We start from the raw sequence: 16,003 nt of genomic DNA, 5'->3' as shown, positions 1-16,003 counted from the left end.
AGAGAATTGAGAATTGAAAATTAGGAGAGAGCGAATAATTTTCAATTCTCAATTTTCAACTACTCAGGCATTCGTTGTTCCGCTGTCTCTAAACATCGCAACACATCTTCCTTAGTGCCGTTGAATGGGCCTATTCCTTCGATTTTCAATGTTGTCATAGCTGCCGCGAAACGTCCGGCTTCTTCTATGCTTGCGCCTTTGGCACGTTTATAGAGATATCCTGTCATATAAGTATCACCCGCTCCGGTAGCGTTTACTACTTCTTTCGGTATGTAAGCGGGGATTTTATGGAAAGTGGAACCGTCGTAAATGATAGATCCCATGCTTCCGAAAGTCAGCAATACCTCTTTCACGCCCCAATCGTAGATAACTTTTCCTGCGTTCACGGCATCGGTATATCCGGTTAACACCTCCATCTCATGTTCGTTAGCCTTGAGGAAGTGCACGTATTTAAGTACTTCTTTTTTCTCTGGCCAATCCACGGCAAATACATCCTTGTCTCTTACTTCCCGTAGATACCCTTGCGAGTCAATCGATACTAAGCCTTTCCCCGCTAAATACTTTACCACTTCCAAAGAGAAATCATCGGCAAGCAAACTACCAAGGTGGAAGATTTTAGAGTTGATGTTCTCCAGATATTCCACGGTGAAAGGATCTGCTTTCGCCAATACACGTTGCGTACGGTTATCTTGGTTCTCTCCATAAATATTCTCGAAATAAACGGTGTGCTTACTTGGCATCACGGCAACGTCGATACCTTCAGCTCGTAGTTCCTCCACCGTTTTCATCTCAGATTCAGCCAAGGCTGTCACTAGAGTATAGTCGATATCATCGAAATGTTTTATCGCATGCGAGAAATAAAAGGAGGTTCCTCCCGGCATATGGACGGTGTTCTTAGGTGTTACTACCTTATCCAAGGTGATGTGTCCTACGCAGCAAAGTTCGTGTGTATTCATTTTTTACTCAGTTTATTATAAAGCGACAAATTTATGAAAAAAGCTTTCAAATACATAGATTACTCTCTTTTTTGACCAATAAAAGCATGAAAGAGGCGTTTTGCCCTTGTGACTTTAGTTGCATCGGCATCAAGCTATAGTTTTAAGCTTATGGAACTAAAGTTACTTCATAGGTGAACAAAAGTTTCATTATTATAAGACTTGAAGGAATAAGGAATATTTGTTGATTGCTTGATAATTATATTATATATGTACGCTCGTACATATATAATATATGATAAAAGGGTAAATTCTATTGAAAATATAGTATATGCTATTGATCGTATGAAGATAGGTTTATAAAACGACTAGTTTAAACGATCGATTTTTCTAGTCATTTGCAAAGGTACGCGTTTCTTCGACACTTGCAACCCTTCAAGGTTAAAAAAATCACCCCTTATCCGCTTTCTTATCAATCAAATAGGCTATCCATCACGAAACAACCGATTCCATAAACAAACCTTCTCCTTTATCCCTTGAAAAACGCAAGATTTAGACGATCGTTTAGACTAGTCGTTTTGTACCCATTTAGGTGGGATGCATATATAAAGAGCTTTTAATTAACACTAGTATTAATATTAATTTTAGAATTATGAACAAAAAGTTTTCTACTCTTGTAGCGGGCTTGGCTTTATGTACTGCCTTTACCGCTAATGCGAAGGTTGAAAATGGCAAAGTTTACCAATTGACCAATGAGGATGGTAAATATTTGTCTGTCACAGAGTCTTATACAAAGACTGATAGTTTGATCTTGGCTGATGCTCCTACTGCGGATATCAAGAACACTGATTATCAAAAATCCTTATGGAAAGTAACTTATCGTTTTGTCTCTTTGGCGAATACTTGGGCGTACACATTGACGAATAGCGCTACAGGCAGAGTGTTGACATTGGATAAGCAAGCTGAGTGGAACTTCAAAAATGAGGGTGCGTTTATCGCTCCGGAGAATGTGACTGCCGTTACTTTATCTGCTCAGTTGGATAATAAGACAGTTGTTTCTATCATCGCTAAAGATGATGTGGAAGCTGAAAGAACAGATATTGTTACTTTGGAAAAGGGAACGGCTGTATCTGCATCTGCGATTAACTTTACAGTAGCAGCTCCAGCAAAGATAAACATGACTGCTGACTTGTTAAATAATAAGTATGGTTCTCCTTTCGCTTTGACTTTCGACAAAAATCTGGATGGAAATCCTTTGGCAGGCAAAGAGTTGTTCGCTACAGACATTGACGGTTTAGATGGTTATGTTACTTTGCAGGATAGAACTACCGGTAAGTATTTAGTTGTGGACTCTACTTCTTGGTCTTCTAATTTGTCTTCTGAGAAATTCTGGAAACTTACTGTAGACGCACAACCTAAAGATGAGGCTGCTGCTGCTGATAAGGCTACCGGTGTAACAGCTGGTACGATCCTAGAGAATGGTCGTGCGAAAGAGTTGTATGCTTTCAAGGTAGTTTTAGATCCTTCCGATAATAGCAAGATGATCCTTTATCCGTATGCTACTCCTGTATATAAAGGCGCAAATGATACGGAGAAGAAGTCAAAAATGTGTTATGACATGGAGGTTACCGCTAATGGTGAGATGATCGCTTTTGGTAACTTCGCAGGTACAGAGAAATTGACAATCTGGACTAAGGATGCTGCTAAATGTACTTTCGCTGAGGTTAAGCTTCCGACTACATTGGATCCAGAGTATACTTACTTTGTTAAGGATATGAACAATGCGAAGTCTGATGAGGATCATTCCGCAAATAAGAACAAAGGAAAATACTATGTATTCTCTTTCTGTGAGAACGGTACAGTTCATGCTGGTGCTGTAACAGAAGTTCCTACTGCTTTATGGTATTTGACTGAGACTAATAATTTGGCTAATATGTGGAATACTAATAGTACTAGAGGTGGTGCTATTATCCGCGTAATAGATGATGCGAAGGCTATTTATTCTTTTGGAACAGATACAGTTCAATTGGTAAAAGGCCCGAAAGTGGAGGATGCTCAAGAGTTAGCTTATAAGAAAGTTTCTAAAGAAGATTTGGTTAATGGTGCATTGTCATTCCGTTTGAAATCTGATTTATTGGAGAACTTGTATGTAACTGTTAAAGATGGCAAATTGTATGTAGCTGCCGGTGAGTTGGCTTCTGCTTATAGATTTAAGGTAGAAGAGGTTGAATTAGATGAGGCAAATTCAACTGTAGCTGAGTCAAATGGAGTGAAAGTTTACAAGTATAATGTAACAGATCGTTTAGGTAAGGCTACTTTATGCTCTAAAAATGAAAATGGAACTGATTATTATTTAATGGGTGAGCCTGATGTAGAGAATAGTGTTTATCCTGTTACATTATCTTTCTTATCTACTGGTGTAGAGAATGAATATAAGTTGGTTTCTTATTCTGAATATACTGAAGAATATGGTTATTATGGTTCTGCAATCTCTGCTTTAGCTGGATCTGGAATGCTATATACAGCTAGCTGGTGCAACACTGAGAATACTACATTCGAGTTCGCAAAGAAGGATGCTCCTACATATGCTACTTTGAATATCGGTCACGTACAGATCACTTCTTATACAGAGGATGATAACAAGATGATCGCTAGCCAGAAAGATGGTTTCGCTGTATTGAAGGCAGAAGGACAGTCTATCTTGAAGAGCGATGTATATACGCATGATTCTTTGACTTTGTGGTTGGATACTGCTTGCTTGACTTTCGAAGAGACTATGCCTTTGTATTATCTTTCTACTAATGCATTTGCGGAAGAAGGTGTGAAAACTAGAAACTATTTGATGAATACATTGGATTCTGCAGAGGTTAAGGGTTATGCTTATGAGGCTGCTGGCGCTGAGGCTGTTCGTGCTGCATTTATCGCTGGTTCTGTATGCGGTATAGATTCTATCGCAATCAAGGGTGATACAATCAATGCGATGAACTTGAATCCGGCTGCTGTCGCATTTGAGGTCGCTGCTGAGTATAGCGATGAGGCTTACAAGATCCTTTCTGTTCAAGAATATTTGAATCCGGCTTATGATGAGGAAGCCGCTGAAGAGCAAGGTGAAGAGTATGATGTAGAGAAATATTTACCTCGTAATGCTTATTTGGCTCATTTGAACAATGTTGTTTATTGGACAACTGATCCTGAGCAAGCAGAAGTATTCAAGGTAATGACAACTAGCACTCCTACATCTAATGACAAGATCGCTGCTGAGTCTGCTATCTCTGTTATCGCTAACGATGGTACTGTAACAATCCAAGGTGCCGCTGGCAAGTCTGTTGTTATCTCTAACATCTTAGGTAAGGTGGTTGCTGAGACAGTTCTTTCATCTGATAACGCTACAATCGCTGTACCGGCAGGTATCGTAGCTGTAGCTGTAGAGGGTGAGGCTGCTGTTAAGGTGGTTGTTAAATAATTATTTTATTCGAAATGATACAGTAGAGGCGGGCACGTCCCGTCTCTATCTAAATATATTTAATTAAATAATTTCCACACAGCAAAGTATCCCGTGATGGGGGAACGTGTGGTTAATACTAAAGTAAAAAAGTTCTTCCGATAGTATTTCCGTGAGGAAGGAAACCGGATAAAAAATTGCTCCCGGCGATATTCGTATCGTCGGGACTTTTTTATGGTTCGGAAAGCTTTTATATAAATAAATGCGTATATTGCGGCAAGCTTATAATTTTAGAGTTTATGGAATATACCTTACTGATACTTCTATTACTGATCATGATTTGGATAAACTTGCGTAATAAGATATCCAAATCACAGGAGAAGACGGAGGAATTATCGAAAGAGATCGCTGCCTTGCGTAGACGTTTGGAGAATAGTTCGGAAGTTGCGGACGAGATAAAGGAACCGGAGCCTGAGATCTTGAAAGAGCCGGAAGTTTTCGTACAACCTGAACCTGTAAAGGCGATTGTCGAACCTGCGAGAAATCTTCAACCCCGGAAGGTGCGGAAGCCTGTCAATTATGAGAAATATATCGGTGAGAATTTATTCGGTAAAATCGGTATCCTGATACTCGTCTTGGGTATGGGTCTTTTCGTGAAGTATGCGATAGATAAGGAATGGATAAACGAGACCTTGCGTACGATCCTTGGCTTTGGGATGGGCGGATTACTTCTATTCGTGGCTTGGCGTTTGAAGGATTCCTATCGTACTTTTAGCTCTTTGCTGGCGGGAGGCGCTTTTGCGATCTTTTATGTAACGGTGGCGATCGCCTATCATTATTACGGGCTGTTCAGCCAAACGGTCGCTTTTATCTTGCTTGTATTGTTTACCGGGTTTATGTCGTCTTTATCTATACTCTATAATCGTAGGGAACTGGCGATTATCGCTTTGGTGGGTGGATTTATCGCTCCATTCTTAGTGGGCAGCGGGGATGGAAGTTATTGGGTGCTGTTTACTTATGTCATGATCTTGGACCTAGGGATGTTCGGGCTATCTATCTATAAGAAGTGGGGGGAATTGCCTGTAATTTGTTTTGCCTTGACTTGGATCGTCTTTGCGGGTTATACGTATGCTGCGGATCTGGATTTGATGGGAAGTGTCCAATTAACGCATTTACTTATTTTCTCTATCGCCTTCTATTTGATCTTCTTATTATCGGTCGCTTCCATCGTGCGAATCAATATCCGGGGGATCAATCAATATTTATTAGGAGTGATCGGATTGAACAATTTCGTATTCCTGTTCTTTGCCCTTTGTCTCCTGCAGAATATGGAGCTTGAGCAGAATTACAAAGGTCTGGTAACCCTTTTTGTTGCGGCTATTAACTTCGCTCTTTTCTTTTGGATCAAACGGAAAGGGGAACCTTTCACTTTCTTGATGCATACGTTATTGGGTATCGCTCTTACGTTCGTATCGGTGACGATCCCGATCCAACTGGAAGGGACCTTTATTACCTTGTTTTGGGCTTCAGAGGTAATGATTATTCTCTGGTTCTATAGTCGTTTCCGTCTGCGGGTTTACGAGATATTCGTTTGGGTACTTCCGGTCTTGACGCTGGGCTCTTACGGAATGGATGTCTTCCACGGATGTATGAAGGCTCGGTACGGAGATTCTTCCCTATTTATAAATGGCTTGTTCGCTACCGGTATTTTTACGGGGTTATCGTATTGGGTAGACGCTTGGTTGGTACGTCCGACAAGGATCTCGACGAAAGGGCCTCTCTTGACGGGATGTGTCGTATTATATATAGCCTTTGTTTTCGATTTCTATTCATATGTAGATCCTTCGATCGTGTCCTTTAGCTATATCGAGACATTTACGGTGGCGGTTTTATTTGCTGCGAATGTTTTATTAGGGAAAAGCTATTTGCCTGTGTCAAGAAATGCGGGGGGATATGGACTACTCTTGGGGCTATCTTTATCCCTGTTCGGAGGAATGTCTTTGTGGGTCGGGTATGATGATCTCTTTATTCCCCGGTTCCTGCTATGGGTTTCCTTGCTTTTAATCGGGGGGCATATTTTTGTCTTGGGACGGTACTATTATAAGGCATTCGACGCAAGAGAAAAGCGTACGCATGGGATGACCTTATATATTTGTTTGCTGTCTACGATATTACTGGCCGTGGGAACGAATAATTTGTTGAATCAGTTGGGCTTGCCGGATGAATTAAGCGCAGGTTTCTCTATCTCGTTGAGTCTTGCCGGTTTTATGCAAATGGCGGTGGGAATGCGATTGCATCTGAAAGTTGTCCGGATGATTAGTTTGGCCACCTTCTCGATCGTATTGCTAAAGTTGGTGATGGTGGATCTGTGGCTCTTGCCTACGATCGGGAAGGTGGTCGTCTTTATAATCTTGGGAGTTATCTTATTGATTCTCTCCTTCTTGTACCAGAAGTTGAAAACCGTCTTGTTCGATGATAGCTTATAGGATATCCGCTAGTTTCTCCAGCCCCATGCTATGAGAGCCTTTGATCAAGATATGATAGCCCTTTAACGGCTGTTTCCGAAGCTCTTCCACCATTGCCTCCGTGGTAGCGAAGGGGGAGAACTCTTTGCCTACCTTGGAGAAATGCTCGCCGCAGAGGAACACCTTGTCGAACTGGCCTTTCTTGATCTGTGCGACAACCTCCGCGTGTAATTCGTCGCTAGTTGGTCCAAGCTCGCGCATATCTCCAAGGATGATAGCTTTAGGCTGTACGGGCATGGTGATGAAATTGTCCAGAGCTACTTTCATGCTACTCGGATTTGCGTTGTAAGCATCGATAATCAATTCGTTATTATCGGTTTTCTTGAACTGAGAACGGTTATTGGTAGGCTCGTAAGCGGCGATAGCACGGCTGATACGCTCTGCCGGGATCTTGAAGAAGCGGCCTACGGCGACGGCGGCCAATACATTATCTAGGTTATAACTACCGATTATATGTGTTTCGACGGTATGCAACTTTCCTTGTTGCTTCCAATTGAACACTAAGAAAGGATCGCAACTGACTACCTGTCCGGACGCGAAAGCATCATCCCCGTTTCCATATGTGATTTGTTCGATGCCTTTGGCGATAGACTGAAGGTACTCGTTCTCTTTCTTGATAAATATCTTGCCTTTGGAGCGACGGATATAATCATATAACTCCCCTTTTGTCCGGATCACACCCTCGAAAGAACCGAAGCCTTCCAGATGGGCACGGCCTACGTTCGTGATGATGCCATAGTTAGGATGGACGATATCCACTAATTCCTTGATGTCTCCCGGATGGCTGGCGCCCATCTCGATAACCGCCATCTCATGGTCATGAGTCAATCGGAGCAAGGTCAAGGGAACGCCAATATGGTTATTGAAATTCCCTTCGGTATATAGTAAATTGAATTTCGTTGAGAGCACGGCGGCCAATAACTCTTTGGTCGTGGTCTTGCCATTTGTTCCGGTAATCCCGATGATCGGCAATCCCAGTACCTTGCGGTGATGGTGCGCTAATTGTTGCAAGGTCTTCAGCACGTTATCAACAAGGATCGTGCGTTCGCCTATATAATAATCGGGATTGTCTATGACGGCATAGACACAGCCGGATGCCAAGGCTTTCCCGGCATATTGATTTCCGTCGAATTTATCACCTTTTAAGGCGAAGAAGATAGAACCCTTCGGACAGTTCCGGCTATCTGTCGTTATTTGAGGGTTATGTATAAATAAATCATAGAGGTCGATAATACTCATGACTGTATCGCGTTAAATATTTATTCCTGTCTAATTCGGCGCAAATGTAGCAATTAAATAAAGAATGAAGAATCTAGAAGGAGATTTTAAGAGAGAAACCTGTATCTTTGCTGGAAATAAGGAAAGATCATGTTAGATAAAATGCTCAATATTAGAGGGACACTTACTTCTTTAGCGACACCGTTGGTGATGGGAATCTTGAATATTACCCCTGATTCTTTTTATGCGGGCAGCCGCAAACAGACCGAGACCGCTATCGAGGACCGTATCCGGGAAATCTTATCGGAGGGAGGGGATTGGATCGATATCGGTGGTTATTCATCCCGTCCGGATGCCGCTGAGGTTACCCCGGAGGAAGAGATGCGCCGTTTGGAGTTTGCCTTACATATATTAAATAAGCATTACCCGGATATCCCGGTGTCCGTAGATACGTTTCGTGCGGGGATTGCCCGTCGTTGCGTAGAGGAATATGGAGTGGCTGTCATTAACGATATCTCCGGCGGTGAGTTGGATGCGGATATGTTCCAAACGGTAGCGGATTTGAAGGTGCCTTATATCATGATGCATATGCGTGGAACCCCTCAAACTATGCAGAGGCATACTGATTACCCGGATATGATGGAGGAGATCATGCTGTACTTTTCCCGGAAGGTACGCCAGCTTCGGCTTTTAGGGGTGAATGATATCATCCTCGATCCCGGCTTTGGCTTTAGTAAGACGTTGGAGCAGAATTACCAATTGATGAGCCATTTAAAGGAGTTCTCTATTTTTGAGTTGCCTTTATTAGTTGGAGTCTCCCGTAAAAGCATGATTTATAAATTACTGGGTGGAACCCCTGCGGATAGCTTGAACGGAACGACTGTATTGAATACGTACGCTCTCTTGAACGGCGCTAATATCCTTCGTGTACATGATGTGCGGGAAGCAGTGGAAGCCATTCGCGTCATAGGTCAAATGACCAACAAATAATTTTCAATTTTCAACTTTCAATTCTCAATTAACTATGTGGATGCATTTCGGTATAAAAGACTTGATTGACGTATTGCTGGTGGCTTTCTTCCTGTACCAGACCTATAAGTTGATGAAAAGCTCGGGCACATTGGCTATATTCAGTGGAGTCGTATCATTCATCGTCGTATGGATCTTGATCTCGCAGGTATTGGAGATGCGGTTGATGGGGGCCATCTTGGATAAGTTTATTAGCGTAGGTTTCGTGGTTTTGGTAATCCTCTTCCAAGACGAGATCCGCCGTTTCCTGTTGGCGTTAGGTTCGCACCGGGGCTGGAAATTCCTAGGGAAACTTTTTTCCAAGCGAGGAGGCGATCCGGAGAAAGAAGGGAAGTTTGTCGCCCCTGTTGTCTTGGCCTGTATGAATATGGCCCGGAAAAAGACGGGTGCCTTGATCGTGATCCAGCAAGATATGGACTTGACTATCTATGAGCATACGGGCGAGATGTTCAACGCCGATGTAAATGCCCGCTTGATCGAGAATATATTCTTTAAGAACAGCCCGTTGCATGATGGTGCCATGATCATAGCCGATAACCGGATCAAGGCGGCCGGTTGTATCTTGCCGGTCGCCCAGAACGCTACCCTTCCCAAGGATATGGGATTGCGCCATCGTTCCGGGTTGGGGATGTCATTGGAGACAGATGCGCTGGTTATTATTGTCTCGGAGGAGAGAGGAAAGATCTCCGTGGCCCATAAAGGTAAGTTAAGTGTGAATGTGACAGCGGAAGAACTGCAACAAATACTCTCCGGGGAGCGGGAAGTGACGAATTACTGTTAAAAGATCTGAAACTGGTATCTCTACCTGTAATTCTTTTGCCTATTTTGTAAACTCTATATTGCATTATGCCTAATTTTGTAGCCGGATTACGAGTACAATTATTAAATAATATAAAATATCTTCCGCTATGGATTTAATGCAAGACATTATTGCGCGCGCTAAAGCTGACAAAGCGTATTGTTCTTCCCGAAGGTACCGAGGAAAGAACTCTTAAAGCTGCCGACCAATTACTGGCCGACGGTGTAGCAGACATTATCTTAATTGGAAACCCCGCTGAGATCAAGGAGTTGGCGGCTGGTTTCGGACTGAACCACATCGGTGAGGCAACTCTTGTCGATCCGAAAAATCACGAGAAGAAAGCCGCGTATGCAGACTTGCTTTTCCAACTTCGCCAAAAGAAGGGTATGACTCCCGAGAAGGCTGCGGTTCTAGTTGAAGATCCTTTGTTCTTGGCTTGTTTGATGATCAAGGCGGGTGACGCTGACGGTGAGATCGCCGGTGCTGAGAATACGACGGGTAATGTATTGCGTCCTGCTTTGCAAATTATCAAGACGGCTCCGGGCATGAAGTGTGTTTCCGGTGCGTTCCTTATGTTCACGAAGACTCCTCAATATGGGGATGATGGTATTTTGGTATTTGCCGATTGTGCGGTTATGCCAAACCCGAACGCGGAAGAGTTGGCTAGCATCGCTGTCGCTACCGCCGCTACGGCTCGTAATATCGTAGGCGTTGAGCCTCGTGTGGCTATGTTGAGCTTCTCTACGAAGGGTAGCGCTTCTCACGAGATGGTAGATAAGGTAGTGGAGGCTACTCGTTTGGCTAAGGAGATGGCTCCGGATTTGAAGATCGACGGAGAGTTGCAGGCCGATGCGGCTTTGGTTGAGGCTGTAGGTAGCAAGAAAGCTCCGGGTAGCGAGATCGCCGGTAAAGCGAATGTTTTGGTATTCCCGACTTTGGAGGTGGGTAATATCGCTTATAAGCTGGTTCAACGTTTGGGTGGCGCTGAGGCTGTCGGTCCGATCCTTCAAGGTATGGCTGCTCCGGTGAACGACTTGTCTCGCGGTTGCTCCGTAGACGATATTTATAAGATGGTAGCGATCGCTTGTAATCAATCCATCGGTTTGAAATCCGCAAAATAATATAATAATCCTAACGACTTAATAATATGAAGATTCTAGTATTGAACTGCGGTAGTAGTTCTATCAAATATAAGTTATTCGATATGACCTCCGGTGAGGTTATGGCTCAAGGCGGTATCGAGAAAATCGGTTTGCCGGGCGCGTTCTTGAAATTGACGGACAAGGATGGCAAGAAGGTGGTTATCGAGAGAGAGATCCCCGGCCATCAAGAAGGCATCGAGTTTATCCTGAGCGTGTTGACCGACGCTACTTATGGCTGCATCAAGGACTATAAGGAGATTGATGCCGTGGGCCATCGCGTGGTACATGGTGGCGAGGAGTTCGCTTCCAGTGTATTGATCAATCAGGATGTAATCAATAAGGTAATCGAGTGCTCTGATTTGGCTCCGCTTCATAACCCGGCTAACTTGAAGGGTGTTCGGGCGATGGAGGCTTTGATCCCGGGTATTCCTCAAGTAGCGGTGTTTGATACGGCTTTCCATCAGACCATGCCGGATTATGCGTATATGTATGGTTTGCCTTACGAGATGTACAAGAAATATGGCGTACGTCGTTATGGCTTCCACGGAACCAGTCATCGATATGTATCCCGTCGTGCTTGCGAGATCTTAGGTGTTCCTTATGAGGATCAGAAGATTATCACGGCTCACGTAGGTAACGGTGGTTCTATCACCGCTATCAAGAATGGTAAGAGCGTGGATACTTCCATGGGCTTGACTCCGGTTGAGGGTCTGTTGATGGGTACTCGTTGCGGCGACGTGGATGCGGGTGCTTTGTCTTTCATCATGGATAAGGAAGGCATGGATGGTGCCGGCCTTTCCGACTTGATCAATAAGAGAAGTGGTGTTGCCGGTCTTTCCGGAATCTCTTCCGATATGCGTGAGATCGAGGCTGCCGTAGCTGCCGGAAATCCGCGTGCGATCATGACCTTGAACGTATATAACTACCGCATCAAGAAATATATAGGCGCTTATGCCGCCGCTATGGGTGGTTGTGATATCTTGGTTTGGACCGGTGGTGTCGGCGAGAACCAATGGGCGACCCGTCGTGCGGTTTGTGAGAACATGGAATACATGGGCATGAAGATCGATGTAGAGAAGAACGAGGGCATGCGTGGCGAGGAGATGGTAATCAGCACTCCGGACAGTAAGGTGACTATCATCGTCGTTCCTACGGATGAGGAATTCATGATCGCTGCCGATACCTTGGAGATCTTAGATAAAAAATAACCAGTAACGTTTCATATAATTTTAGCTAATCCTCGCAGCTTACAAAACACGGGGTTAGTGTTTAGATCGCCCCGACACCGGTTGGGGCGATCTTTTTTATGCGAATATCGGATTATTCGTTACTTTTGCGGAATTACATATTAAATATATACAAAACATGGCTCAATACAAACGTATCTTATTAAAATTAAGCGGGGAGTCGCTGATGGGTGGTAAACAATATGGGATCGATGAGGTCCGCTTGAATGAATATGCGGCACAGATCAAGGAGATCGCCGAGATGGGCGTACAGATCGGTATCGTGATTGGTGGCGGTAATATTTTCCGTGGATTGAGTGGCGCTTCCAAAGGTTTCGATCGGGTAAAAGGAGACCAAATGGGTATGCTGGCGACGGTAATCAATAGCTTGGCGCTTAGCTCCGCATTGGTCGCTCAAGGCGTGAATGCGAAGGTTTTGACCGCTATCCGTATGGAACCGATCGGCGAGTTCTATAATAAATGGCGTGCGATCGAGTTGCTGGAACAAGGTAACGTGGTCATCATGTCCGGCGGTACGGGTAATCCGTTCTTTACTACGGATACCGGATCTTCCTTGAGAGGTATCGAGATCGAGGCGGATGTCATGCTGAAAGGTACCCGTGTGGACGGTATTTACACCGCTGATCCGGAGAAAGATCCTACGGCTACCAAGTTCTCCGATATTACGTATGATGAGATCTATACCCGGGGCCTGAAGGTAATGGACTTGACCGCTACCACGATGTGTAAAGAGAACAACCTCCCGATCATCGTATTCGATATGGATACCAACGGCAACTTGAAGAAAGTGATGAGCGGAGAGAATATCGGGACACTGGTGCATAATTAGTGCCATTAACCGATGACACGGCAGTGCCATGCTGGTGGTACTGTCGTGCCACAGGCATGGCAAGGTTGTGCCAGCCCTGTGGCAAATACGTTAGACCTTTATTCTTGTATATGAAGCATCCCTTTTTACTAGTATGGTTAACCTTGATCGTCTTGTGTGGCTGCACAAGCTCGGGGAAACAGAAGAAGCACGTTATCGGCCTCTCCCAATGTATGCTGGACGATGCTTGGCGGCAAGCCATGATTAACGATATGCGTATCGAAGCCTCCAACTATGATGACGTGGAAATTATTATAAAGGACGCGCAAAACAATAACGAGACACAAATACAACAAATACGAGACTTGATCCGCCAAAAGGTGGATGTCTTGATCATCTCCCCTTACCAATCCGAGCCGATCACGGCAGTTGCCGAGGAAGCGTACCGTGCCGGAATCCCGACGATCATTACAGATCGCAAGGTAAATACCGATCAATACACCTCTTTTGTCGGGGCGAACAATTATGAGATCGGACTAGCGGCAGGCAATTACGCCGCCAATTATCTTCCCCCGAACGCTATTATCTTAGAGATATGGGGACTCACGCAAACCTCCCCGGCGCAAGAGCGACATAAAGGTTTTGTCGATGCCTTGCGAGAAAGGGAGGATCTTTCTTTCCGTAAGATAGAAGGACAATGGCTGGTCGATACCGCCCGGATGGAGCTTCGGAAGTTAGAGCATCCCGAGCAGATAGATTTCGTTTACGCCCATAACGACATGATGGCCATAGCCGCCCGGGAATACTTTATGGCATGGGATTCCATCCGAGGACGGGAGTTGCGGATTATCGGCGTTGATGCCGTGGCGGGTGCCGGTCTGGAAGCCGTGGAAGATGGACGGATCAATGCCTCTTTCCTCTATCCGACAGGAGGGGAGCAAGTGATTCGCACGGCTATGCGTATCATTCAAGGGGAGCCGGTGGATAAGTTTATCCCTCTTCGTACGGCTCCGGTAGATCATCAGTCTGCCCGCACCTTATTGTTGCAAGCGGACCAACTCCAGAAATATAGGCAACGTATCGAGGCGCAGCGTTCCCGCATCGACGGTTTGTCCGACCGGTTTTATTTCCTGCGAAACTCTTTAGGGGTGATCTCCTTATTGATGATCGGTTTTATCGCCCTTTCCATTTACGCCTTTTACATAAACCGGAAGATGAGGCAGGCGAATCGTAAGCTAATCTCCTTGAACGCGGAGATGAAAGAGGTGACGGCGCAGAAACTCCAATTCTTTACGAATGTCTCTCACGAAGTACGTACGCCCTTGACCTTGATTCTCGCTCCTTTGGATCGCCTGATAATCTCCTTGCGGGAATCTCCTTACGCCTCGGATCTCGGGTTGATCCAGAAGAACGCCAACCGTTTGTTGCGTGTGATCAATCAGATCTTGGACTTCCGGAAGGTGGAAGGCAAGCAAGAGAAACTAGCGGTACGGGAAATCGATTTGGTCCCTTTCGTTGGCGAGATCAAATCTTATTTTGACAGTATGGCCTCGGTACGTGCGATCGCCTATACGTTCACTTCTTCGATAAAACAATGTACGCTATGGATCGATCCGGACCTGTTGGAGAAGGTATTTGTCAATCTTCTCTCGAACGCCTTTAAGTTTACGCCGGAGGGAGGTAGCGTGCGGATAGAGCTGACAGAAGAGGAGGATCGGGTTTTTATACAGGTTATCGATACGGGAAGTGGTATCCAACCCGGTAACCTTCCGCATTTGTTTGACCGTTTCTATACGGAGGATCGGTCGATGGGAACTGGGATCGGATTACATTTGGTAAAGGAATATATACATATGCACGGAGGGGAGATCCGTGTGGAGAGCGAGCCGGGACAAAGGACTACCTTTACGGTTTGCCTGCGGAAAGGAAAGGCGCATTTCGAGGATAGCGACCTGATGGAAACGTCCGTATCCCATCAAGCCTACGAAGCCTCCCGGTTGGACGATTCGGAAACCCATAAGATGCTTTCCAAAACCTATCCTTATACGATACTTATCACCGAGGATGACGATGAGGTTCGCTGCTTTTTGGAACGTGAGCTTAGCCCTCATTTCAAGACCCGGACGGCCGCGAACGGGAAAGATGCCTTGCGGGTATTGGAAGAGGAGGAGATATCATTGGTAGTAAGCGATGTGATGATGCCGGAGATGAATGGTTTCGAACTTTGCCGGATGATCAAGTCGCAACTTCCCTTTAGCCATATCCCGGTGATCTTATTGACCGCCTTGACCGATGAGCGCCAACGGATTTTCGGGATTACCGGCGGAGCGGACGATTATATACAGAAGCCTTTCCATACGGATTACGTGAAGATCAAGATTATCCACCTATTGCAAGAGCGCCAGAAGTTACGGGAACGTTTGTTGGAGAAGTTGCGGGATAATAAGCTCCTTCTGTCCGAGCCGGAGAAGGTGGAGAGCATCGATGACGCCTTTCTGCGTAAGTTCGCGGAACAGATCGAGGCCGTTTACGCGGACCCCGAATATAATGTGGAGAAACTAAGCGAGACCTTGGGATTATCCCGGGGGCACCTTCACCGGAAGATCAAGGAGCTTACCGGAACCGCACCCGTCGAGTTCTTGCGTACCTATCGCTTGAATAAGGCGACCCAGTTGTTGAGGCAGAACGCGTACACGGTGAGCGAGGTCGCTTACCGAACCGGTTTCTCCTCACCCGCTTACTTCTCCAAATGCTTCAAGGCGGTCTACGGGGTTACGCCTACCGAGTATCAATAACATTTGTACGATCTTTATCACAAATGTCATATCTCCTCACCTTTAAGGGATAAGTGTTTTTCT

General features: G+C 45.0%; 9 protein-coding genes and 1 pseudogene. 8 read left to right on the top strand and 2 right to left on the bottom strand.

All coding sequences use genetic code 11. From position 1 onward, the window contains the following. Positions 1-59 precede the first annotated feature (59 nt). Positions 60-956: a PfkB family carbohydrate kinase gene (locus tag CI959_RS05965; RefSeq protein WP_005859778.1), complete on the bottom strand. Its 897-nt coding sequence runs from the start codon at positions 954-956 to the stop codon at positions 60-62. A 631-nt stretch (positions 957-1,587) separates the two neighbouring features. Between CI959_RS05965 and CI959_RS05960 the strand changes: the two genes are divergently transcribed. Both CI959_RS05960 and CI959_RS05955 read left to right on the top strand, forming a co-directional pair. Continuing rightward, positions 1,588-4,398, top strand: a complete 2,811-nt coding sequence (locus CI959_RS05960; protein ID WP_022192763.1) for a DUF6383 domain-containing protein — start codon at positions 1,588-1,590, stop codon at positions 4,396-4,398. Between the two features lie 278 nt (positions 4,399-4,676). Next, complete coding sequence (locus CI959_RS05955; protein ID WP_057316445.1) at positions 4,677-6,863, top strand: DUF2339 domain-containing protein; 2,187 nt, start codon at positions 4,677-4,679, stop codon at positions 6,861-6,863. Here the strand turns inward: CI959_RS05955 and murF are convergent. After that, complete coding sequence (gene murF, locus CI959_RS05950; protein ID WP_011967290.1) at positions 6,858-8,141, bottom strand: UDP-N-acetylmuramoyl-tripeptide--D-alanyl-D-alanine ligase; 1,284 nt, start codon at positions 8,139-8,141, stop codon at positions 6,858-6,860. The two genes, CI959_RS05955 and murF, sit on opposite strands and share 6 nt — an antisense overlap. A 129-nt stretch (positions 8,142-8,270) precedes the next feature. Here murF and folP point away from each other — a divergent pair, with 129 nt between their 5' ends. The 6 genes and pseudogenes from folP to CI959_RS05920 all read left to right on the top strand — a co-directional run bounded on the left by folP (position 8,271) and on the right by CI959_RS05920 (position 15,940). Next, positions 8,271-9,110: a dihydropteroate synthase gene (folP, locus tag CI959_RS05945; RefSeq protein WP_009016810.1), complete on the top strand. Its 840-nt coding sequence runs from the start codon at positions 8,271-8,273 to the stop codon at positions 9,108-9,110. Positions 9,111-9,144: 34 nt separating this feature from the next. Continuing rightward, positions 9,145-9,930 carry a diadenylate cyclase CdaA gene (cdaA, locus tag CI959_RS05940; protein WP_008772898.1) on the top strand — a complete coding sequence of 262 codons (786 nt, stop codon included), beginning with the start codon at positions 9,145-9,147 and terminating at the stop codon, positions 9,928-9,930. A 127-nt stretch (positions 9,931-10,057) separates the two neighbouring features. Beyond that, positions 10,058-11,069: pseudogene (pta, locus tag CI959_RS05935) on the top strand (phosphate acetyltransferase). Between the two features lie 26 nt (positions 11,070-11,095). After that, complete coding sequence (locus CI959_RS05930) at positions 11,096-12,298, top strand: acetate/propionate family kinase (protein WP_005859763.1); 1,203 nt, start codon at positions 11,096-11,098, stop codon at positions 12,296-12,298. 157 nt (positions 12,299-12,455) lie between these two features. Then, on the top strand, positions 12,456-13,166 hold the full coding sequence (pyrH, locus tag CI959_RS05925) for a UMP kinase (RefSeq protein WP_005859761.1): 711 nt from the start codon (positions 12,456-12,458) through the stop codon (positions 13,164-13,166). Between the two features lie 110 nt (positions 13,167-13,276). Next, positions 13,277-15,940: a substrate-binding domain-containing protein gene (locus CI959_RS05920; protein WP_011967291.1), complete on the top strand. Its 2,664-nt coding sequence runs from the start codon at positions 13,277-13,279 to the stop codon at positions 15,938-15,940. Positions 15,941-16,003 lie beyond the last annotated feature (63 nt).

This window comes from Parabacteroides sp. AT13 (assembly GCF_002272965.1).
GTDB lineage: Bacteria > Bacteroidota > Bacteroidia > Bacteroidales > Tannerellaceae > Parabacteroides > Parabacteroides distasonis.
Note: the sequence above shows the minus strand (reverse complement) of the source record. Positions and strands in the feature narration are given on the sequence as shown.

What these genes read in the sequence shown, in the direction of transcription:
- CI959_RS05965 (WP_005859778.1), bottom strand. Translation starts at nt 956, where the DNA reads ATGAATACACACGAACTTTGCTGCGTAGGACACATCACCTTGGATAAG.
- CI959_RS05955 (WP_057316445.1), top strand. Translation starts at nt 4,677, where the DNA reads ATGGAATATACCTTACTGATACTTCTATTACTGATCATGATTTGGATA.
- CI959_RS05930 (WP_005859763.1), top strand. Translation starts at nt 11,096, where the DNA reads ATGAAGATTCTAGTATTGAACTGCGGTAGTAGTTCTATCAAATATAAG.
- cdaA (WP_008772898.1), top strand. Translation starts at nt 9,145, where the DNA reads ATGTGGATGCATTTCGGTATAAAAGACTTGATTGACGTATTGCTGGTG.
- CI959_RS05920 (WP_011967291.1), top strand. Translation starts at nt 13,277, where the DNA reads ATGAAGCATCCCTTTTTACTAGTATGGTTAACCTTGATCGTCTTGTGT.
- pyrH (WP_005859761.1), top strand. Translation starts at nt 12,456, where the DNA reads ATGGCTCAATACAAACGTATCTTATTAAAATTAAGCGGGGAGTCGCTG.
- folP (WP_009016810.1), top strand. Translation starts at nt 8,271, where the DNA reads ATGTTAGATAAAATGCTCAATATTAGAGGGACACTTACTTCTTTAGCG.
- murF (WP_011967290.1), bottom strand. Translation starts at nt 8,141, where the DNA reads ATGAGTATTATCGACCTCTATGATTTATTTATACATAACCCTCAAATA.
- CI959_RS05960 (WP_022192763.1), top strand. Translation starts at nt 1,588, where the DNA reads ATGAACAAAAAGTTTTCTACTCTTGTAGCGGGCTTGGCTTTATGTACT.